This window comes from Pseudoalteromonas sp. Of11M-6 (assembly GCF_022347905.1).
Classification (GTDB): Bacteria; Pseudomonadota; Gammaproteobacteria; order Enterobacterales; family Alteromonadaceae; genus Pseudoalteromonas.
Genome location: NZ_JAKRFW010000013.1, coordinates 43,083 through 65,589 on the forward strand (window position 1 = coordinate 43,083; position 22,507 = coordinate 65,589).

13 protein-coding genes are annotated in these 22,507 nt (G+C 41.8%); 9 read left to right on the forward strand and 4 right to left on the reverse strand.

All coding sequences use genetic code 11. The annotated features are described in order from the left end of the window. Window positions 1-722: 722 nt before the first annotated feature. On the forward strand, window positions 723-2,078 hold the full coding sequence (locus tag MHN32_RS08790) for a 3-deoxy-7-phosphoheptulonate synthase class II (protein ID WP_010605527.1): 1,356 nt from the start codon (window positions 723-725) through the stop codon (window positions 2,076-2,078). Window positions 2,079-2,109: 31 nt separating this feature from the next. Here the strand turns inward: MHN32_RS08790 and MHN32_RS08795 are convergent, their stop codons facing one another. Further along, window positions 2,110-2,919: a pyruvate, water dikinase regulatory protein gene (locus MHN32_RS08795; RefSeq protein ID WP_010605526.1), complete on the reverse strand. Its 810-nt coding sequence runs from the start codon at window positions 2,917-2,919 to the stop codon at window positions 2,110-2,112. Between the two features lie 143 nt (window positions 2,920-3,062). On the opposite strand from MHN32_RS08795, the gene ppsA reads away from it, so the two are divergent. Further along, window positions 3,063-5,438, forward strand: a complete 2,376-nt coding sequence (gene ppsA, locus MHN32_RS08800; RefSeq protein WP_239421527.1) for a phosphoenolpyruvate synthase — start codon at window positions 3,063-3,065, stop codon at window positions 5,436-5,438. 34 nt (window positions 5,439-5,472) lie between these two features. On the opposite strand, the gene MHN32_RS08805 is transcribed toward ppsA, so the two are convergent. After that, window positions 5,473-5,679, reverse strand: a complete 207-nt coding sequence (locus MHN32_RS08805) for a YbaN family protein (RefSeq protein ID WP_239421528.1) — start codon at window positions 5,677-5,679, stop codon at window positions 5,473-5,475. A 139-nt stretch (window positions 5,680-5,818) separates the two neighbouring features. Here MHN32_RS08805 and MHN32_RS08810 point away from each other — a divergent pair, with 139 nt between their 5' ends. Next, a complete protein-coding gene (locus MHN32_RS08810) occupies window positions 5,819-8,857 on the forward strand; it encodes an FAD-binding and (Fe-S)-binding domain-containing protein (RefSeq protein WP_239421529.1) in 3,039 nt (1,012 codons plus the stop codon). A 266-nt stretch (window positions 8,858-9,123) separates the two neighbouring features. On the opposite strand, the gene MHN32_RS08815 is transcribed toward MHN32_RS08810, so the two are convergent. After that, window positions 9,124-10,446: an HD domain-containing phosphohydrolase gene (locus MHN32_RS08815; RefSeq protein WP_239421530.1), complete on the reverse strand. Its 1,323-nt coding sequence runs from the start codon at window positions 10,444-10,446 to the stop codon at window positions 9,124-9,126. A gap of 405 nt (window positions 10,447-10,851) precedes the next feature. On the opposite strand from MHN32_RS08815, the gene MHN32_RS08820 reads away from it, so the two are divergent. From MHN32_RS08820 to MHN32_RS08845, 6 genes are all read left to right on the forward strand, one after another. Then, on the forward strand, window positions 10,852-13,965 hold the full coding sequence (locus tag MHN32_RS08820; RefSeq protein WP_239421531.1) for a glycosyl hydrolase family 18 protein: 3,114 nt from the start codon (window positions 10,852-10,854) through the stop codon (window positions 13,963-13,965). A gap of 46 nt (window positions 13,966-14,011) precedes the next feature. Continuing rightward, a complete protein-coding gene (locus MHN32_RS08825; RefSeq protein WP_095726509.1) occupies window positions 14,012-15,439 on the forward strand; it encodes a lytic polysaccharide monooxygenase in 1,428 nt (475 codons plus the stop codon). A 52-nt stretch (window positions 15,440-15,491) separates the two neighbouring features. Then, window positions 15,492-17,960: a glycosyl hydrolase family 18 protein gene (locus tag MHN32_RS08830; protein ID WP_239421532.1), complete on the forward strand. Its 2,469-nt coding sequence runs from the start codon at window positions 15,492-15,494 to the stop codon at window positions 17,958-17,960. Window positions 17,961-18,126: 166 nt separating this feature from the next. Further along, window positions 18,127-18,888 carry a transporter substrate-binding domain-containing protein gene (locus MHN32_RS08835; RefSeq protein WP_010605518.1) on the forward strand — a complete coding sequence of 254 codons (762 nt, stop codon included), beginning with the start codon at window positions 18,127-18,129 and terminating at the stop codon, window positions 18,886-18,888. Next, window positions 18,885-20,819, forward strand: a complete 1,935-nt coding sequence (locus tag MHN32_RS08840) for a RecQ family ATP-dependent DNA helicase (protein WP_239421533.1) — start codon at window positions 18,885-18,887, stop codon at window positions 20,817-20,819. The genes MHN32_RS08835 and MHN32_RS08840 overlap by 4 nt, the downstream gene beginning before the upstream one ends. Further along, on the forward strand, window positions 20,820-21,983 hold the full coding sequence (locus tag MHN32_RS08845; protein WP_239421534.1) for an anhydro-N-acetylmuramic acid kinase: 1,164 nt from the start codon (window positions 20,820-20,822) through the stop codon (window positions 21,981-21,983). A gap of 3 nt (window positions 21,984-21,986) precedes the next feature. Here MHN32_RS08845 and MHN32_RS08850 read toward each other — a convergent pair whose 3' ends face one another. Next, a complete protein-coding gene (locus MHN32_RS08850; RefSeq protein ID WP_239421535.1) occupies window positions 21,987-22,466 on the reverse strand; it encodes a hypothetical protein in 480 nt (159 codons plus the stop codon). Between the last annotated feature and the right edge of the window lie 41 nt (window positions 22,467-22,507).

Below are 22,507 nucleotides of genomic sequence, written 5' to 3' on the forward strand. Positions count from 1 at the left end.
ACTGACGAGAAATCTCCCCAATTTTTCAGCATTGAGTTCTCATTGGAGGAGTTAGCTGTTGGAAGTACCTATACTTGTTAATACTTCCAAATACTATATAGCACATGTGATTAGTACTCATAGCAATCACTATAGACTCATTTTTTCTTGCTTCCTTCCTACTCATAAAATACGACGAGTCACTACAGCAATTACTAGTCTGAACTTAAATAAACATCAATTTAACATAATAATAAGCTAAAGTCAGTGTGTCATCTTTGTATATAAATGCTCTGTAAGATGATTTTCTGAAGAGGTAGGTGAGGTCCCGCTTGATCACAAATTCTTGAATTGACTTCTAATCAAGGCACTCAAAGTGAAAAACAAGACTTCGACAAGATTATGTTTGATACTGGTATAGGTTCCAGGGTCTTCAATTCACTCAAAATGCGTGATGATACTCATTATAGCGATTTAAAGATCAGATCTTCCAAGTCTGATAGTCGCCAACTTTAGGTCTGCTTTTTTGCTAGCTGGAAAGATGTATTAAAAACCACCATATCTTAAGAAGTCTAATACCTTGATTAAGTCATAGAACATTTTAGCTAAAGTTTCACGTTACTAAAAACTAAAATAGTATGATGTGTTCTAGTTAAAAACAAACTAAAGTTTTTCCTTGATGAATAAGGGGGCTTGGGGTACTGTTCAATGGTGGTAACACATATTGGAATGAGGAAAATACAATGGCTAATTGGAGCCCAAATAGCTGGAGAGATAAACCTATCTTGCAGCAACCTGAATACCCAAATTCAGAGAAGTTAAAATCAGTTGAAAAAGAACTAAATTCAGCACCGCCGCTCGTTTTTGCAGAAGAGACGCGAAGCTTGTATAAAAGCCTTGCAGATGTTTGCGAAGGTAAAGCTTTTATATTGCAAGGTGGTGATTGCGCAGAATCGTTTTCAGATTTTAGTGCCGCTAATATTCGTGATACGTTCAAGACGCTTTTGCAAATGGCTGTCGTATTAACATATGGTGGTAAATGCCCGGTAGTCAAAATCGCTCGAATGGCAGGGCAGTATGCTAAGCCCCGTTCTTCAGATTTTGAGACCATTGATGGTGTTTCTTTACCTTCATATCGTGGTGATATCGTTAATAGTTTTGAGTTTACGGAAGAAGCGCGTATCCCAGATCCTGATAGATTGATGAAAGCGTATCATCAGTCTGCAGCAACACTTAACCTACTTCGCGCGTTTGCGCAGGGTGGTCTTGCAGATCTGCATCAGGTAAATCGCTGGAATATGAGTTTCGTAGCTGCAAATCCGTTAAAAGACAAATTTCAACAACTCGCAGAGCGTATTCAAGAAGCACTTGAGTTTATGGAAGTTTGTGGCATTGATTCAACAGTAGCACCAAGCCTGAAGGAAACTCCGCTTTATACCTCACACGAAGCGCTATTGTTAGGTTATGAAGAAGCGTTAACTAGACGAGACCACTTATCTGGGGATTGGTACGATTGTTCTGCTCACTTTGTTTGGATTGGTGAACGTACGCGTCAATTAGATCACGCTCATATCGAATTTTTCCGTGGTATTAAAAATCCTATTGGCGTAAAGGTTGGCCCAGGGATGCAAGAAGATGAGTTAATTAAACTTGTCGATGCGCTTAACCCTGATAATATTCCTGGTCGTCTAACACTTATCACACGCATGGGTGCAGATGTGCTGCCGGAAAAACTGCCTAAATTAGTTCGTAGAATTCAAGAAGAAGGCCGCAAAGTTATTTGGACCTCGGATCCGATGCACGGAAACACTGAAAAAGCGACGACTGGATATAAGACACGTAGTTTTAACAATATCCTGAGAGAAATCAGTCAGTTCTTCGCAGTGCATAAAGCTGAGGGGAGCTATCCTGGTGGTGTGCATTTAGAAATGACAGGGCAGCACGTCACTGAGTGTGTTGGTGGTGCCTACGGTCTATCAGACGAAGACTTATCTCAGCGTTACCGCACCCAGTGTGATCCGCGTCTAAACGCAGACCAAGTTTTAGAGCTAGGCTTTTTAGTTGCTGATCTACTAAAAGACGCTCGCAAAACAGTATAAATAACAAACAAAAGGCCGCATCGCGGCCTTTTTAGTATTTATGGCGCTTTAACCCAGTTTCAGAAATAATCTTTGCTGATATTTCCTCAACGGAATAACGTGTACTGTTTAAGTAAGGCGTTTTATTCTTTTTAAATAGCATCTCAACTTCTTTGACTTCAATACGGCATTGTCTGATTGATGCGTACTTTGAGTTTGCCATTCTCTCTTGTCTTATTGCGGCTAGTCTTTCGGGGTCTATGGTTAAGCCAAAGAGCTTACCTTTGTATTTATCTAGACATTTAGGCAGTCTTCCACTTTCTAAATCATCCTCTGTCATCGGATAATTCGCGGCTTTTATCCCATATTGTAATGCTAAATATAAGCTTGTCGGCGTTTTACCGCTGCGGCTGACACCTACCAATATGATGTCTGCCTCGTCATAATCTTTAATATTTGCGCCGTCATCATTTGCAAGTGCGTAGTTAACTGCATCTATTCTAAAATCATAAGAAGATTCGTGAATGCTATGCGTGCGGTGCATTTTTGGCACCGGCTGAACTTTTAGCTCTCTTTTTACTATTTCGCTCGCATAAGATAAAAAGTCGTAACAAACCCCTTGCGACGATAAAATAATATCGGACAATTCTGGATTAACGAATGTAAAAAACACCAATGGTTTTTCACCTGAAGTCTCAGCAACCGAGTCTATTAATTTTTTGATTTCATTTGCTTTTTTTACTGTTTCTACAAATGGTATCGTTTGGTGATTAAATTCTACAGGGAACATTGAAAGCGTTGCGTGACCAAACACTTCAGAGGTGATAGCGGTACCATCGGAAATATAGAATGCTGTTCTCATTTTGCTATTATTCATTCAGAAATTGTTGAAAATAAGCCATCGCGGTTTACGAAGACTGCCTTACCGTTGTAGAATGCCCTTGACCAAGTGGAAAGGTCAATTAATCTCTCACATTTAATACAATTTGTTTTGGAGACAGTTCCGTGCAAGACTACGTTCTCTGGTATCAAGAGTTGGGTATGCAAGATGTACCTCGAGTTGGTGGTAAAAACGCTTCTCTAGGTGAAATGATATCTAACCTTGCTAACGCTGGTGTACAAGTACCTGGTGGATTCGCAACAACTGCTGATGCGTTTAATGAATTTCTTGAGCAATCAGGCCTCAATGAAAAAATCCACTCAATCCTAGATACTCTCGATGTTGACGATGTCAACGAATTAGCCAAAGTCGGCGCCCAGATTAGACAATGGGTTATCGATACACCATTCCAACCAGAATTAGATAAAGCAATCCGTGACGCATATAGCCAGTTACACGGTGACGCAAGCCAAGATGTCTCCTTTGCTGTTCGTTCATCAGCAACAGCAGAAGATATGCCAGACGCCTCCTTTGCTGGCCAACAAGAAACTTTCCTAAATGTTCGTGGCATTGATGCCGTAATGGTCGCTATCAAGCATGTTTTTGCTTCGCTATTCAATGACCGTGCAATTTCTTACCGTGTTCACCAAGGCTATGATCACAGAGGCGTGGCGCTTTCTGCTGGTATTCAGCGTATGGTGCGTTCAGACAAAGCCTCGTCTGGTGTTATGTTCTCAATCGATACCGAATCAGGCTTTGAAGACGTTGTCTTCGTTACTTCTAGCTATGGTTTAGGCGAGATGGTAGTTCAGGGCGCAGTAAACCCAGATGAATTTTATGTTCATAAGCAAACGCTTGCAAAAGCAAAACCTGCTGTTCTTAAGAGAAATATTGGCTCAAAAGCAATCCAAATGATCTACTCAAGTGATGAGTCTCACGGCAAGCAAGTTGAGATTGTTGATGTAGACTCAGCACTATCTAACCAATTCTCGATTACAGACGCAGAAGTAGAAGACTTAGCAAAACAGGCTGTTATTATCGAAAAGCACTACGGTCGTCCAATGGATATCGAATGGGCAAAAGATGGTAACGACGGCAAGCTTTATATCGTTCAAGCTCGTCCAGAAACCGTCCGTTCAAATGAAGATGCGAACGTAATGGAACGCTTCCAGCTAAAATCAAAGTCTGAAGTTATTGTTGAAGGTCGTGCAATCGGTCATAAGATTGGCTCAGGCGTAGTTAAAGTCTTGTCTTCAATTGATCAAATGGACTCGGTAAAGCAAGGCGATGTACTTGTTACTGATATGACGGATCCTGATTGGGAACCTATCATGAAGCGTGCCTCTGCTATCGTAACGAATCGTGGTGGACGTACTTGTCACGCTGCAATCATTGCACGTGAGCTGGGGATCCCAGCTGTGGTTGGATGTGGTAATGCAACCGATTTGATCACCAATGGCGACACGGTAACAGTTTCATGTGCTGAAGGCGACACAGGTTATATCTACAAAGGTGAACTTGAATTCGATGTTATTTCTTCTCGCATCGATGCAATGCCAGCTATTCCGATGAAGATAATGATGAACGTAGGTAACCCAGATCGCGCGTTTGATTTTGCGAAGTTACCACATGCAGGTATCGGCCTTGCGCGTCTTGAATTTATCATCAACCGTATGATTGGTATTCACCCTAAAGCACTACTTCATTTTGATAAGCAAGATGCAGAGCGACAAGCTGAAATTAAAGAGCTAATCGCAGGATATGAATCACCAGTAGAGTTCTATATCAGCAAGTTAGTTGAAGGTATTTCTACGCTAGGTGCAGCATTTGCTCCAGAGCGTGTAATCGTTCGTATGTCTGACTTTAAGTCAAATGAGTATGCAAACTTGGTTGGCGGCCAGCAGTATGAGCCGGAAGAAGAAAACCCAATGATAGGTTTCCGCGGCGCATCCCGTTACATTTCTGAAGACTTTAGAGAGTGTTTTGCATTAGAGTGTGAAGCCATTAAACGTGTTCGAAATGAGATGGATCTAACCAACGTTGAAATCATGATCCCATTCGTTCGTACCCTAGAAGAAGCGGCTCAAGTTATTGAAATCCTTGAAGCTCATGGTCTAAAACGTGGCGAGAATGGTCTAAAAGTCATTATGATGTGTGAACTTCCATCAAACTGCCTACTTGCTGATGAGTTCTTAGAATATTTCGATGGCTTCTCGATAGGCTCAAATGACCTTACCCAGTTAACACTTGGTCTGGACCGCGATTCTGGTCTGATTGCGCATCTGTTTGATGAGCGAAACCCAGCTATCAAGAAACTACTTTCAATGGCAATTCAAACTGCTAAAGCGAAAGGCAAATATGTAGGTATTTGTGGTCAAGGTCCATCGGATCATGAAGATTTTGCTGCTTGGTTAGTTGAAGAGGGGATTGACTCGGTTTCACTTAACCCAGATACAGTACTTGAAACTTGGCTTTATCTAGCTGAAAAGTTTACTAAATAATTTAATGGCCCCAATGCAACACATTGGGGCTATTTCATTTCTGAAATGTCCTATCTAACTTTTCGCAGCCAAGCTTAAACAGACGCTGCATATTTTTTAGGTGCTTCTTTGCGCCTTCATGATTCATCGAGAAACACACCAGAGCCGCCAGTAAAAAGATAACCGATGGACCGGGCACAACAAAGAAGATCAATGCTAGAATACAAAATACAATACCAACAAGGTCGTAAATAATTTTCATGTTATTTCCTCCTATACAATATGAGTATAAGGTATGTGGTGAAATAAACTATTTCCAATTGTAACAAACCATAAAATTCTCAAGTTGATCATTAATCCTTCGTGATACAATTAATTCAAAGCAAGTAAAATATACCGTCATGATCGCAAATATTAGTCAGCAGGATTCTGCAAACGAACTTATCAACCTCTATCAAAGTAAACTAACTGATGCAGGTTTTAGTGGGGACATTGATACGAGTTATGCAACTCGTCTTGTTACGTCAACCGACAATAGTATCTATCAGGAAATCCCTCAAGCAGTATTATTTCCTAGAACAAATCGAGACGTACAACTTGCACTTGAAATCGCTCAACAAGACCCATTTTTGTCTCTCACTTTTGGTCCTAGAGGCGGAGGAACTGGTACGAATGGTCAATCACTTACACCCGGTATTGTGATTGACCTCTCGAGACACATGAGAGAAATTCTTGAGATCAATGAACAAGAAGGCTGGGTTCGAGTTCAGGCGGGTGTGATCAAAGATCAGCTTAATGACTTTCTAAGACCTTACGGCTATTTCTTTTCGCCAGATCTCTCCACCAGTAACCGAGCAACAATAGGTGGTATGGTAAATACTGATGCGTCGGGCCAAGGTTCACTCGTTTATGGCAAAACAAGCGATCATGTTCTTGGGCTTAAAACCTTTTTAGTGGATGGAACAGAGTTAAATACCTCGAAGTTAGCGATCGATAAAGCGGAGCTACTAGCTGAGCAAAACTCAAAGACTTCTCACATTTATGCGAATGTCATCGAGATCTGTCGAAACAATCGAGCACTTATACTTGAAAAATTTCCGAGACTAAATCGCTTTTTAACCGGTTATGACCTCGAAAATGTATTCGACGATTCACTAACTACTTTTGATTTGTCTCGAATTATTACAGGCTCTGAAGGTTCGCTTGGTGTTGTAACCGAAGCAAAGCTTAATTTAACGCCAATTCAGCCATATAAAACCCTAATCAATATCAAATATGACTCATTTGAATCAGCGCTTAGAAACAGCCCTTTCTTAGTGTCCGCTAATGCTACATCAGTCGAAACCGTAGATAGTAAAGTTCTAGGTCTTGCCAAAGAGGACATCATTTGGCATTCAGTATCGGACTTAATCCAAGATGTACTAGGTGTTGAGATGCAAGGTCTTAACATGGTTGAATTTAATGGTGAATCCGAAGATGAAATTTCGTCTAAAGTCGATAGTTTATGTCAACGATTAGATCAGCTTATTGCGAATAAAGAAGCAGGTGTAATTGGTTATCAACTTACCAATAATAAAGCAGATATCCTTAAGATCTATGCGATGCGTAAAAAGTCAGTTGGCTTATTGGGTAACGCAAAAGGTAGTAAAAAGCCACTAGCTTTTGCTGAAGATACAGCCGTTCCACCTGAAAACCTTGCTGATTTTATCATTGAGTTTAGAGAGTTGCTTGATAGCTACCAATTAGATTATGGCATGTTTGGTCATGTTGACGCCGGTGTTTTACACGTGCGCCCTGCGCTTGATATGTGCGACCCCGAACAGGAAAGACTACTACGTGTGATCTCCGATAAAGTCGTAGCGTTAACTGCAAAATACCGAGGACTAATGTGGGGTGAGCATGGAAAAGGTTACCGAAGTGAATATGGACCCGAGTTTTTCGGTGAGCAACTATTTAATGAACTTCGTAAAATTAAAAGTTTGTTTGATAAAAACAACCGCTTAAACCCTGGAAAAATTTGTACACCACTGGATTCAAGTGATCAATTAGTGTCAGTCGATGCACAGAAAAGAGCTTGGTTTGATCGTACAATCCCAACTGAAGTAAAAGTAAACTACGAAGCACCAATCAATTGTAATGGTAACGGACTTTGCTTTAACTATGATGACAACTCACCAATGTGCCCATCGTACAAGGTAACCAAAGATCGTAGAAACTCTCCAAAAGGACGCGCTGGGCTATTTAAAGAGTGGTTACGACTACAAAGCAATAAAGGGGTCGATTTGATTGCTGCAGAAAAGCAATTAATCAATCATGAAAATGATACCACTTGGTGGGAGCGCTTTCTCAATACCCGAAAGAAAAACGAATATGACTTTTCCCATGAAGTTAAAGCATCAATGGATGAATGTTTAGCCTGTAAAGCATGCACAACGGCTTGCCCAATAAAAGTGGATGTTCCTACGTTTCGAGCTAAGTTTTTAAACTTTTACTACAGCCGTTACAATCGTCCATTTAAAGACTACTTAGTTGCGAATATTGAGCGAGCACTGCCTACCATGGCTAAGTTTCCAAATTTAGTTAACGCTCTACAAAGTAATCGCATATCCAACTTTTTTGTTGAACGGCTGATTGGGTATATTGACTCCCCATCGCTAAGTAAGGTGCAGCTTAGCAAGTTAGTGCCGAACAAATATTTCTATTCAGAGCGCAGTTTTGAAAAGTTAAGCGATGAAGAACAAAAAAGCGTGGTATTTGTTGTTCAAGATCCGTTTACTAGTTTCTATGAAGCAGAATTAGTATCGGACTTTGTGCAAGTTATATCAAAACTAGGGTTTTATCCACTCGTATTACCATTCAAGCCAAACGGTAAGCCACAACACGTTAAAGGCTTTTTAAAGGAATTTAAATCGACCGCGAAGACTGCCGCACAGTTTTTAAATACTGTCAGTGAATATAACAGGCCTTTAGTTGGGCTCGATGCCTCTTTGGTGATGTGCTATCGCGATGAATATAATGATATTCTTAAAGAGAGCAGGGGAGACTTTAAGGTACAATTAGCGCATGAATGGCTTGCAACAGTCGATATCCCAACGGCTGCGACAATCAGTCCATCAAAATTTACGTTGATAAGTCACTGTACAGAAACAACAGCGATGCCTGAATCTAAAAATGTTTGGCAAGGTATTTTTAATAAGTTGAACTCTAATTTAGAAGCGGTTAATACGGGGTGTTGTGGCATGGCGGGAACTTATGGCCACGAAGCGCAAAATCAAGAAAACTCAAAAGCGCTCTATGAATCCTCATGGCAGCATCATATTGATAACGCAGCTCAAGATGAAATATTAGTGACTGGCTTCTCTTGTCGGTGTCAGGTTAAACGCTTTAGTGGAGAAAAACCAAAACACCCGCTTCAAGCACTTAATAAACTACTAGATTAGTTTAGTAATTGAACGAGCTCAGTTTACTGGGCTTTTTTATTAATAGTTTTAGCTGAAGATAAACTAAGCTAATTGACTTTATAGTATGATGTGTTCCTTATAACGTGTTGCGCGAATACAAGTTAGTTATTCTCGAGCCAGTATAATTTGACCGCTCAATAACATTGATCCAATTAAAGGCTTAAAAGCTATATTTACTATCATCTACACAACACCAGCAAACGAGTATTCGATAGTGCCGTCGCCGATAAGTCGGTAAGCTATTATTATCGCTTGACCATAATTCGAAAGGGGATTGGCCGTTGTGTTTCCAGCTGTTTAAGTTTATCTATCGACTTATCAGAAAAGGTATGACCTTTTGGTAGCAATAAAATACCTTGATTACTGTGAAGCGCTAAACCTAATGTCATGCCTGGCTTGAGTTTTTCAGTTGTCAATATATCAACCGAACCGACTTGCTCTTGGCCTAGCTCGTTGTTACTCACTGCTGTCTCTAAAATATCAACGACTTCTGGGGAGTAGAAATTCCCTCTATAGGTTCGGATAAGATCTAACGCTAAATCGGCTTTCTCTTTATCAGAACCGTTAGCGCAGTATAAATTGTCATAATAATCTCGGGCGACTGCAAGTATCTGTGAGCCTAAAGGAATTTCTTTACCTTTAAGACCTTTTGGGATCCCTTGGCCATTAAATTTTTCAAACTGATGATAAATCGCCTCGGATACGTCAGATAAGTGCTGCGCTGGCATCAACATAAGCTGTGCAATGGAAGGATGCGTATAATAAATTTTCTTTTGGGCTTCGCTTAGTTTTCTGGGTGGCGATTTATAAATTTCTGGGTCCATAGCAAGTAAACCTACTTCCGCTAAATACCCTGACATCATAGCCGTTTCAGCTACTTCACTAGAAAGTTCTAGCTTCTTAGCTATAATTTTACATAATTTGGCTATGCTCTTCGCTTTTTTACCATCGATAAATGGATTTGCATTCATAAAATTATAAAGTAACTCGACGGTAGCCCGATGTTCTTTACGTTCTTTTTGATTAGCTTGTTCTAATTGACTTAACACTTTACGGATCTGCGCAGTGCGTTTTTGTACAAGTCCTTCAAGGTTTTCATTTAACTCAGTGAGTTGCGCATTTTTTTGTACTATCTCTTCATTTAGTCTCTTATTGACGCTTTTTAACCTGTATTTCTCTGAACATTCTCTCACAGTATGTACGAGTATATCGTTATCCCAAGGCTTTTGAATATATGCATGGATCCCACTTTCATTAATGGCTTTAATTGTTGATGAAAGGTCAGAGTATCCTGTCAGTAATATCCGTTGTGTATCTGGGCAAATACGCTTTACTTCATGCAAAAATGTAGCGCCATCCATTTCAGGCATCCGCATATCACTAATAACAACTTCAAAGGAGGAGTCTCGGATCAGCGCCAAGGCTTGCTGTGGATCACTACAGAGCTCTGCGTGTATTCCATTTTGACGGAATAAGCGATTTAATGACCGTATCACATTCGTCTCATCATCGAGACAAAGCACTCGTATCGCTTCATTTGAAGTCGTCGATAGCTCAGCAAATTCCAAAGTTCAATCTCCTAAATGAATTAATTTAAACTTAGTTCAAAAAGGAAGCCACGACAAGAAACCGTTAAAATACGCCTTAAGTCTAATATTACCCTTCAACCTTATTAATAACTTTTTAATATATGCTTAAGAAACAAACCGGTAACTGTATAAACTTTAAAGAAGTAGGCTAGTAACTATCGCTTAATATTAAATAATTACAGTTTTATTTATATGTATCCACAAACTAAAACTAAGCATATTAATCAATTGTTTAGTGTTACATTTTGATGAAAAGCAAGCTCAAATTTACGCTTACGTTAACGTCATCAGCTAGAGAAAAATGTTGTTGCCATATTGAATTTATGTGTTAGGTTTATGTTGTTATTGTTAACCAAATACAATAAATGGTTGGAGAACCAAACTATGAAACAACATGTAAAGACCCTTAAATTATCGCAAATGGCTTCGATCCTCGGAGCCATTTTATGCGCTAACTCATATGCTTATAATTGTGATGGCTTACCTGAATGGTCACAAAATTCGGCATATAATGGCGGCGCTCAAGTACAAAAATCGCAACAAGCTTTTGAAGCGAAATGGTGGACTCAGGCTGATCCAGTAACCCACTCTGGACAGTGGGATGATTGGAAAAAATTGGGTGATTGTGACAGCGTTGTCACCAACACACCACCGACAGTACAGAGCTTACTTCCAGCTGATGGCAGCGCTTTTAACGAAAATGACAGCGTTGCCATCTCTGTAAATGCAACAGATAGTGATGGCCAAGTAGCGCAGGTAGAGTTTTTTGTAGATGGCACGTCAGTTGGTATTGATACCACAGCGACAGGTGATAATTTTTCATTTAACTGGTCAGCAACCGCTGGAACACACGCAATTTCAGTAGTTGCGACAGATGACAAGCAAGCAGAGTCCAACACGTTAACAACAAATATCATCGTTAATACGGCTGGAAATCAGTTACCTACAGCAAACCTTTCGTTAGGCGGAGGTAATAATCTGGTTATTAATCAGCCTGTAGACATCGTTCTTGAAGGTTCAGATCCCGACGGCTCAATAGCAAAACTAACACTGCTTATTAACGACCAAGTCGCATTTGAAAGTGCAACAGCACCAGCTCAGCATACTTGGACACCAACGCAACTGGGCGCCGTAACTTTAAAACTTATTGTTGAAGACAATACCGGTGCCACAGCAGAGAGCGTACTCAGTGCGAATGTCGTTGAAACGCCACCAGTTGTAAACAACTGTGTTCCACATGGCCTATATCAGACCCCTAACACATCGCCTAACTACTGTGATATTTACGACGAGAATGGCCGCGAGAAAATGGGCACTGATCACCCTAGACGTGTCATCGGTTACTTTACTAGTTGGAGAACGGGTAAGAATGGTCAACCGAGCTATCTAGTTGATGATATTCCTTGGGATAAGATCACCCACATCAATTACGCTTTCGCGCACGTTGATGCCAATAACAAGGTGTCAATAGGCAATCCAACAGCTCCTAACAATGCAGCGACGAACATGACTTGGCCGGGGGTTGCTGGTGCAGAGATGGATCCGTCTCTTCCTTATACCGGTCACTTTAACTTGCTGAACAAATTTAAGAAACAGCATCCTGATGTTAAAACCTTGATCTCAGTCGGCGGTTGGGCAGAAACTGGTGGCTACTTTGACGAAACAGGTAAGCGAGTTGCCAGCGGTGGCTTCTATACGATGACGACCAATGCAGATGGCAGCGTGAATCACGCTGGTATTGACGCGTTTGTAGCAAGTTCAGTTGAATTTATCCGTAAATACAACTTTGATGGTGTCGATATCGACTATGAATATCCATCTTCTATGAACGACTCCGGTCACCCGGATGATTTTGCGATATCAAACCCGCGTCGAGCAGCATTGAATGCTTCTTATCAAGTGTTAATGAAAAAGCTAAGAGAAGCATTAGATCAAGCAGGTCAGCAAGACAATACACACTATCTATTGACGATCGCATCACCGTCTTCAGGTTACCTTCTACGTGGTATGGAGACATTCCAGGTCACCAAGTATCTAGATTACGTCAATATCATGTCTTATGACTTACACGGAGCGTGGAACCAGCACGTTGGTCATAACGCATCGCTATTCGACACTGGCGAAGATTCAGAGCTTAAACAATGGAATGTATATGGCACCAAAGAGTTTGAAGGAATTGGTTACCTCAATACCGATTGGGCGGTCAAATATTTCAGAGGCTCGGTCTCCGCAGGACGCATCAACATTGGTATTCCTTATTATACTCGCGGTTTTAGAGATGTAACAGGCGGTACAAATGGCCTTTGGGGGCAGGCTGCATTACCTAACCAAGCAGATTGTCCTCCGGGAACTGGTAGCGGTGAAAAGAATAAATGTGGTAATGGTGCTGTAGGTATTGATAACTTGTGGCACGACAAGAACGACGTTGGCTTAGAAGTACCGGCAGGTTCGAACCCACTTTGGCATGTTAAAAACCTTCAAAATGGCGTGTTAGGTAGTTACCTAAGTGATTATGGACTAGATCCAGTTAATAACCCTGAGCATCAAATTAATGGCAGCTACACGCGCCATTATGATTCGGTAGCGGTTGCTCCTTGGCTTTGGAATGCCACTAAGAATGTGTTCCTATCCATAGAAGATGAAGAGTCAATGGCCGCCAAAGTCGACTATGTCATCAACCAAGAACTAGGCGGTATCATGTTCTGGGAGCTTGCAGGCGATTTCGATTATGATGTGAGCAAGAATGAATATTTCATGGGTTCATCGCTAACAAGCTTAGCCTACAACAAGTTTAATCAAAGTGGCACGCCATACTCTGTTAAACAAGGAAATAAGACTTTTGTAAAACCAGCTTCGGCGGTTGATGTCACATTCGTTGCTAAAGATTTCCCAGCCGGAGATGCTAACTATCCAATTGCACCAACTTTTGCCTTTACCAACAACTCAGCGATAGATTTGAGTGGCGCAAAAATTTCGTTTGATGTTCCTGTTGCAACATCGGCAATTTTCAAATCTAACTGGAATGCACAAGAAAAGCTTGGTATGGCAGTGGACGTAAATGGCTCAAATGCTGCGGGAAATAATATTGGCGGCTTCGAAAACGAATTCCATCGATTCTCGATCACGCTTGTGAACGAATGGGGTGGTACGCCTAAGTCTTTTGCTCCTGGCGAAACCATCAATGCCCAAGTCATGTACTACATGCCGATTTCTGGTCCTGTTAACTTTGTGGTTGAGAAAGACGGTAATCGCTATGCATTTACCAGTGAATGTAACGACCTACCAATCGCAACACCTGGCACAGGGCCTACAGATCCGGTAACTAGCTGTAAAGGTACACCTATCAGTCAAATTGTGGTTTACCCGAACTTGCCACAGGGCACACATGCAGCTCAAGGTGATTTAATTGTTGAAGGAAACGCGGTATATGAAGCGAAATGGTGGAGCAATAAGCAACCATCAGTCAGTAGCGACTATACCAAGGTTTGCAACTTGTAAATAATAAATGGGGAGCTTTGCTCCCCTTTATAAAAGGCGAATAAGCATGAATAGTTTACACCGTAAATATGCGCTTGGTCTTTTGGGCGCAACCTCAGTTTTGCTTTCAAGCGCAGTTTCAGCTCATGGTTTTATGGACTTTCCCAAAGCAAGACAAGCGATCTGCCAAGCGCAAGGAGGTTATTGGTGGCCGGATGATGGCTCAAATATCCCAAATTTAGCGTGTCGAGCAGCTTTTCTAGACTCAGGCCATTTTCAGTTTGTGCAAGAGCATGAATTTTCGACCAATACCGCTGACTACAATAACTTAGAGGCAGTAAAAGCGAATATCCCCAATGGTACGCTTTGCTCAGCTGGTGACCCAAACAAAAGTGGCATGAGTGTTGTCTCACCACACTGGCAGCGTACAGTTGTAGAGCCAAACGCTCAAAATAAACTTGCCATTAGCTTTAGGGCGACAACACCTCATAATCCCAGTTTTTGGCAGTTTTTCCTGTCAAAGCCAAACTACGATGGCGATACATCTCCTCTGACTTGGAATGATTTAGAGCTTATTAATGAATTTGGCAATATTGATTTCGTTGTGGATCCAGAAGGTAAACGCTTCTATAAAATGGAAATAGATATACCGCAAGGCCGTGAGGGCGATGCAGTTTTATATACCCGTTGGCAGCGGTTTGATGTAGCAGGAGAGGGATTTTACAATTGCTCTGATATCACAATAACCTCAACAGGCACGCCACCAGAATGGGTGAGCAGCGGCTATTTCTTAAAGCAAGGGCAAGATGCTAAAGCCGGTGATAGCGTGTGGTTTAGGACGTTTGACCAATCTGGGAATGAATTAATTAGCCATAACTTGAATGTAACCTCCACTAATGCATCAACATGGCAAGCTGAGTTGGCTCTTTATCTTAATAGCAATTACGGAAATAAGGTCAACATTGGTGTTAAGCAACCGGATGGTTCAATTGCGTTTGATGCAAACGCCTTATTAGCAAACGAAGTCTTTTTGCCACATGCCGCTTACACCAGCAATCTTAGCGTTGTAAAAGGGGGTGACAACACCGCTCCTACGGTGAATCCAATTTCTAACCAAAGCATCGCAGAAAATAGCCAAGCGACAGTGCATGCTCATGCGTTTGACGACCAAAATGACCCACTGACATTCATTTGGAGTATTCCTGCACCGCTTAGCTTTAGTGGCGAAGGTGACACGATTTCCATCTCAACACCTGAAGTGACGGCTGATCAAACCTTTCAGGCTGAACTTAATGTCACCGATGGCAAAGCAAGCACGACCGTAAGTTTCTCAATTACCGTTCAAGATAGCACCAATAACCAATACCCAGCTTGGAATAGTACAACTACCTATGTTGCAGGCGACAGAGTTACGCATCAACAGAAAGTGTATGAAGCCAAGTGGTGGACGCAGGGAGAAGAGCCCGGCGCATCCGATGTTTGGAAAGCAATTTAAAGAAAACCCAAATTAATTGGGTACAACATGTAACTACAATAAGGTTGAAGATATGAAACTTAATAAAATAACCAGCTATATAGGACTTGCCTTACTGAGTGGCGGGGCACTTGCAGCCCCTTCTACACCAACATTAGATTGGCAGCCACAACAGTATTCGTTCGTAGAAGTTAACGTCGATGGGCTTGGCTCATACAAACAACTGGTAAAAGCCAAAGATGTTGTCGATATTAGCATCAAATGGAATGCTTGGAGTGGCTCTGGCGGTGATAACTATAAAGTATATTTTGATGATCTACTCGTAAACCAAGGTACGCTTGCAGCTGGTACTAAAAGCGGAGTAGTACAATTCCCCTACACTAAATCGGGTCGCCATCAGCTTTATTTAGAACTGTGTGAAGGTACCGTATGTGCAAGAAGCGCAGGGAAAGAAATCGTCATTGCCGACACTGACGGTGCACATCTAGCGCCACTTCCTATGAATGTAGATCCGAACAACCGTAATAACGGTACAATACCAGGCCGTGTAACCGGTGCTTATTTCGTTGAATGGGGCATTTATGGCCGTAATTACGACGTAACTAAGATCCCAGCTCATAACCTATCGCACATTTTATATGGCTTTATTCCGATTTGCGGACCTAACGAGTCGCTAAAATCCATCGAAAATGGTAATAGTTGGAGAGCGCTTCAAACTGCATGTGCTGACTCTCAAGATTATGAAGTCGTCATTCACGACCCTTGGGCTGCAGTGCAAAAATCTATGCCAGGGGTGGATGCAAAAGATCCTATTCGCGGTGTTTATTCTCAATTAATGGCGCTAAAGCAACGTTATCCGGACCTTAAAATTCTGCCTTCAGTAGGTGGTTGGACGCTATCAGATCCATTCCATGGCTTTACAAACAAAGCAAACCGCGACACTTTCGTCGCATCTGTAAAACAATTCCTTAAAACGTGGAAGTTTTATGACGGTGTAGATATCGACTGGGAATTCCCGGGTGGTGATGGTCCAAACCCAGATTTAGGCGATCCAATTAACGACGGTCCAGCCTATGTGGCGCTAATGCAAGAGCTGCGTGCAATGCTAGATGAGTTAGAAGCTGAAACCGGACGTCAATATGAACTCACTTCTGCAATAGGTGCAGGTTATGACAAGATTGAAGATGTAGATTACCAAGCTGCCCAGCAGTATATGGATTATATCTTTGCGATGACCTATGACTTCTATGGCGCTTGGAACAATGAAACGGGTCATCAAACCGGTATCTACTGTGGTTCTCATCTCAGCACTGATGAATGTAACGGTACAGGCGTTGACGACAATGGAGTGCCACGCAAAGGCCCTGCATATACTGGCGACCATGCAATTCAATTGTTACTTCAACAAGGTGTGCAGCCCTCTAAGCTCGTTATGGGCGTTGCAATGTACGGCCGCGGCTGGGAAGGAGTGCTAGATGCAAATGCCACAATCCCAGGTAATCCGATGACGGCGCCGGGCAATGGCCCGTTGACTGGCTCTACAAGTGAAGGCGTTTGGGAGCCTGGCATTATGGATTACAAGGCTATTGCAGCAAACGCTGTAGGCCAAGGTGGTTCAGGTGTTAATGGTTATGAAGTAGGCTACGATGAGCAAGCACAAGCAGCATATGTTTGGAACAGAAGTAACGGTAAACTCATCACTTACGATAGCCCACGCAGCGTTATCGCAAAAGGTCAGTATGCAAACACTCATCAACTGGCTGGTTTATTTGGTTGGGAAATTGACGCTGATAATGGCGACATTCTAAATGCAATGTATGATGGCCTTACAGCAGGTGAGATCCCTAATCGTGCCCCTTCTATCGGAGTTTCTGGACCAATCAATGTGACCTCAGGTCAGCTTGTGAATGTCGATGCGCAAGCAAGCGATTTAGACAATGATCCATTAACCTATTCATGGGTTGCTGCGCCTGGTTTGGCTTTATCTGCTAACAACACTGCAGCTGTGGCTGTAACTGCTCCTTCAGTCAGTCAACAGACAAGTTACGACTTGACTGTAACGGTCGATGACGGCGCGTTATCAACAACCAAAACAATCGTTGTTGTTGTAAACCCAGAAGGTGCAAATGCAGCGCCTGTCGTTACACCGGTTTCAGATATTTCGGTTAACGAAGGCGCCTCGGCTACAGTCAATGTGTCAGCAACTGACCCTGAAGGCGCAGCGCTTAGCTATAGCTGGAGTGCACCAGCCGAGCTAAGCGTAGTAGCAAATGGTAGCTCAGCAACTATTACCGCAGCAAATGTCACTGCCGACACAACCGTCCCAGTAACTGTTACCGTATCAGACGGGGTGAACGCTGTTGATACTACATTTAATGTTACGATTAAAGACGGTGGCGCCCAATACCCCACTTGGGATCGCTCAACAGTATATGTCGGTGGTGACCGAGTAATTCATAACGGTAATGTCTTTGAAGCAAAATGGTGGACTCAAGGTGAAGAACCAGGAACCGCAGATGTATGGAAGGCAGTAACTAACTAATCTAACCATCCCCAATTAATGAGCTTGCCAGTCAAGCTCATTTTTTATTCACATAAACATAAAGTTACCCATTATCTGACTTTTATCACCAATTTCTTCTTTCTTTTTCTGCTTGGTCTTTCATAATGACATAATGAACTTCATAAAAGAGTCATAAGTTCTGGCAGTGCTTATTCGTCTATCCGTTTTATTATTCGTTTTAGTTTTTCCAAAAAGCTACGCTTCCGATTGCGCGGATCAATCATCGCTAAAAATCGGCATTGGCTCTAGCTGGCCGCCTTTTGTTATGTATGGCACTCGTCCTTATGGCATAGATGTAGATATCACTAGAGCAGTTTTTGAACGAGCAGGGTTTTGTATCGAGTTCATTCAACTTCCTTCATCGGCACGTGGGATCACCGAGCTTGAGAAGGGCTTAATTGATGTATTGCCATCGGCAAGTTTTAGCGTCGATAGAGCAAAAATAGCTTACTTCTCTTCGCCATATCGGCGTGAAAAAATGCGCTTGTTTGCTAACAAGGAAATAGATCTCGATAGCAACTTAATCGAGTTGTTTTCTGCAGGTTATACATTCACGGCTAATCCCGGCGCCTATTACGGTGAGGAAGTGAAACAAATAAAAAAAATCGATTGGTACGACAAGCGGCTGTTTGAAATCGCGAGCTTAGACAGACGAATAGAAATGGTGGCTAAAAACCGCGTCGATTTTCTGATTGAAGATGAAGACGCAGGCTACTACTATATCAACAAGCTAGGCTATCAAAGCATTCAGCTACACCCTTATGTAGTTAACGATAACGCTATACATTTTATGCTTGGACGTCATGCATTTAAGCGTAGTGACATTGAGCGCGTCAATGAAGCAATCACCAATTTAAATGGCACAATAGCGAATATCTCAGAAAAATATAGAAAAGATTCAGGATGACTCAACAGCAGCAACTCTTTCAAACACTACAAAGTACATTTGGACATACGACACTTCGCCCGGGGCAATCGGAAGTCATTGAATCTATACTGCAAGGTCAAAGTGCAATCGCTATTTTTGCAACTGGTGCAGGCAAGTCGTTGTGTTATCAGTTACCAGCAATATTGAAGCAAGGGATGTGCTTAGTCGTTTCACCACTATTGGCACTAATGCACGAGCAACGAGATTACTTACAAAGTAAAGGGGTTGCGACTGCTTGTCTTGACAGTACTCAAAGCAAAGAGGAAACGTTGCGCATAGAAAATGCGGTGCGAGACAATGCCCTTAAAGTTCTCTTTATATCAGTCGAGCGGCTTAATAGCCAAAAAGCACGTACCTTGTTATCACAAAGCAATATCTCTTTTCTTGTCATTGATGAGGCGCATTGTATTTCTGAGTGGGGACATAATTTCAGGCCAGATTACCTAAAAGTGGCCAAATATCGCCATGAACTTGGTATCAACCAAGTGCTATTACTCACCGCGACAGCAACAAATAAAGTTGCACGCGATATGGCGGGTAAATTCGATGTATCCGATCAAAATATCATTAGAACGGGCTTTTACAGGAAGAATCTATTCTTAAGTGCGGCGCATATTAGCGAATGTCAAAAAGACGAATATTTACTCGCCTTTTTAAAAAAGGCAAAAGGCGCTGGTATCGTTTATGTCACGCAGCAAAAGCAAGCAGAAGAAGTAGCAAAAATGATAACTGCTTGTGGCTTTCCCGCAGAAGCTTTTCATGCATCATTGCAGAGCGAGAAAAAGGCCCAAATTCAAGCTGACTTTCTTGGGAAAGAAAATCTTATCGTTGTAGCTACCATTGCATTTGGTATGGGTGTAGACAAACCCGATGTTCGCTGGGTACTACATTATGATATGCCAAAATCTATAGAGGGATATAGCCAAGAAGTGGGTAGGGCAGGCAGGGATGGCGAGAATGCACATTGCGTCGCTTTAATTAATAATGAAAAAATTGCCACATTAGAGAACTTCGTTTATGCCAGTGCATTAGAGAGAGAGTCATTAACGTTGCTTTTTAATGAACTTTTCGGTGATCCAGCTACAGATTATCACCTCAATGAATACGATCTTGCCTATAAAACCAATATTAATCAATTGGTGCTAAAAACACTTATTGTCCAGCTCGAACTACAAGGATACTTACAAGTAAACTACAGCTATTTTGCGGAGCTAAGCATCGCATTCACCCAAGACAAAGATAAAATATTAGCCAAGTACTCGCCTGAGCGGCAACTGTTTTTGACTCAGCTATTCTCGTGTTTTGAATTCAAAAAGAAGTGGGGATTACTTTCACATCAAGCATTAAGCGAGCAAAACATCCCACAGGCTAAAGCCCAAGAAGTCGTTGAGTATTTGCAAAACCAACAACTGATTGACGTAAAAGTCGCTAAATATACGTCGGTTTATTCAAAGCCTATCCAACAAGTTAACATTAATGAACTGGTTGAGTCTTTCTACCAGCAATCACAAATTAAAGAGCAAGGCGAACTTGCACGGCTAAGACATTTACTCAAATTTTTCCAGCTAACTTCATGCTATCACAAAGCGCTTGCCAGCTACTTCGGCGATATGCACGCACCAGAACAATGCGGTCACTGCGGGGTCTGCAGCGGTAAGCATTTGATCGTCAATGCACAAGAGAGCCGGGAATTAGATATTGAAACAACACGAAATATTTTAAGAGACGCTTCGCAGTTTGCATCGCAACGCGGCGTAAATTTTTCTACTCACCTCAAAACGTTGTTTTTACTAGGCTTAAATTGCCCCTATTTTACTAAATATAAATTCAGACAACTTGAAGGATTTGGCAGCTTGTCCGGCGTAAAGTATGAACAGGCAAAAGCATTGATCATGGAGCGCGCATTATAAATGAAAACAGATATTATTAAACTCGCCACGATCGCGGAAAAAAAGACCAAATATATACTCGGACTTATGAGCGGTACCTCATTGGATGGATTAGATATTGCGTTATGTAAAATTGAAGGTGCCGGGAAAAGAACACAGCTAACAGTCGAACAATTTACCACGATAGAATACGACTCTTCGCAAAAGCAGCTTCTCAGTGATCATGCGTCTAAATCACAGGTAAGCCTTAAGACGTTATGTCAATTAAATGCGTGGCTCGGCGAGTTGTACGCAAGTCTAATCAATAATGCTTTGAAAGAATGGCAAGTCGCAGCCGACACTGTTGATTTAATAGCGAGTCATGGACAAACACTTTACCATTGTCCAAAACAAGCCTTTGCAGACGTTGAAAAATTAAATAGCACATTGCAGATCGTTGACGGCGATATTATTGCGGCAAAAACGAACATCATCACCATCTCAGACTTTAGACAAAAGCATATCGCCAAAGGATATGAGGGAGCCCCTCTCGTGCAATATGGTGACTATTTGTTATATTCGGACACAAGTATCGATAGGGTTTTGCTCAATATTGGCGGTATTTCAAACCTTACTTATTTACCAAAAAATTGTGCACTAGCGCAGAGTATGAGTAGTGACATCGGTCCAGGAAACACATTAGTAGACCAATATTGTCGCCACGTATTAGGGCTGCCGTTTGATGAGAATGGTGAGATTGCGTCAAGTGGAAAAATTCAATTGCCTTTTCTCGAAGCATTACTGTCACACCAATTCTTTGATAAGCCACTTCCAAAATCAACTGGACAAGAGTTATTTAATCAAGCCTTCGTGCATCATGCGTTGGATGGAAAAGATTATAATCATGAAGATATCATCACGACACTGACCGAATTCACAGCTATCACTGTCGCAAATGCGGTGAACGAGCTTGGTACAACTGAATTAGAGCTATATGTTAGCGGAGGTGGAATTCATAATGTGTTTTTAATGGCGCGAATTGAAAGCCATTTGAATAACCGTGTTTTAATCAAGGATTTCTCACAACTGGGTATCAACCCTGATGCCAAAGAGGCCGCTTTATTTGCGCTACTTGCGAATGAAACCGTATCAGGTGGTAGCGATGCGCTGCCTTTTTCTATGGGTAAGATTTCATTACCAACATAGTCGCTAAAAAACGGATAATACAGCGCTGACCGCCGAGTTAAAAATACGTTTGAAGCCAGTAGTCTGAGTTGTAACCGCTTCAGATGCTGGTTCGCTTACGATAATTCGCTCATTCAAAATGATATCAAACTCAGCCGCGTTTTTTAGGTAGTCGTGGAGTCCTACCAAGTTCAATTGCATAAAATAAGGACCAGCATCAAGCGATTGCTTTACTTTAATTTCGGCAATTTTAGTGAGATAAGACTCTGGATCAACCACCAAAGAGACCTCGCACTTCGCATTTCGCTCGCCGTGCTTTGTTAGTACAACGTTAACTCGGTCATCAATACGCGCATCCATTGGCAACTCTATCACTAAAGAAAGTCCTTGCTCACCTGGTTGCAGACTAAGTTTCTCATAGGGTTGAACAGCACGGTACTGTCCCCTCATAGAACTTGTGATCTGTGCTGCATTAAAACTAAAAATACCTGGTTTGCTACTCATTACTTTCTTTCGTTATTTACAAGACAATGTTAATTGTCTCA

Coding starts and splice junctions, on each gene's coding strand:
- MHN32_RS08790 (WP_010605527.1), top strand. CDS start 723: ATGGCTAATTGGAGCCCAAATAGCTGGAGAGATAAACCTATCTTGCAG.
- MHN32_RS08795 (WP_010605526.1), bottom strand. CDS start 2,919: ATGAGAACAGCATTCTATATTTCCGATGGTACCGCTATCACCTCTGAA.
- MHN32_RS08805 (WP_239421528.1), bottom strand. CDS start 5,679: ATGAAAATTATTTACGACCTTGTTGGTATTGTATTTTGTATTCTAGCA.
- MHN32_RS08810 (WP_239421529.1), top strand. CDS start 5,819: ATGATCGCAAATATTAGTCAGCAGGATTCTGCAAACGAACTTATCAAC.
- MHN32_RS08820 (WP_239421531.1), top strand. CDS start 10,852: ATGAAACAACATGTAAAGACCCTTAAATTATCGCAAATGGCTTCGATC.
- MHN32_RS08825 (WP_095726509.1), top strand. CDS start 14,012: ATGAATAGTTTACACCGTAAATATGCGCTTGGTCTTTTGGGCGCAACC.
- MHN32_RS08830 (WP_239421532.1), top strand. CDS start 15,492: ATGAAACTTAATAAAATAACCAGCTATATAGGACTTGCCTTACTGAGT.
- MHN32_RS08840 (WP_239421533.1), top strand. CDS start 18,885: ATGACTCAACAGCAGCAACTCTTTCAAACACTACAAAGTACATTTGGA.
- MHN32_RS08845 (WP_239421534.1), top strand. CDS start 20,820: ATGAAAACAGATATTATTAAACTCGCCACGATCGCGGAAAAAAAGACC.
- MHN32_RS08850 (WP_239421535.1), bottom strand. CDS start 22,466: ATGAGTAGCAAACCAGGTATTTTTAGTTTTAATGCAGCACAGATCACA.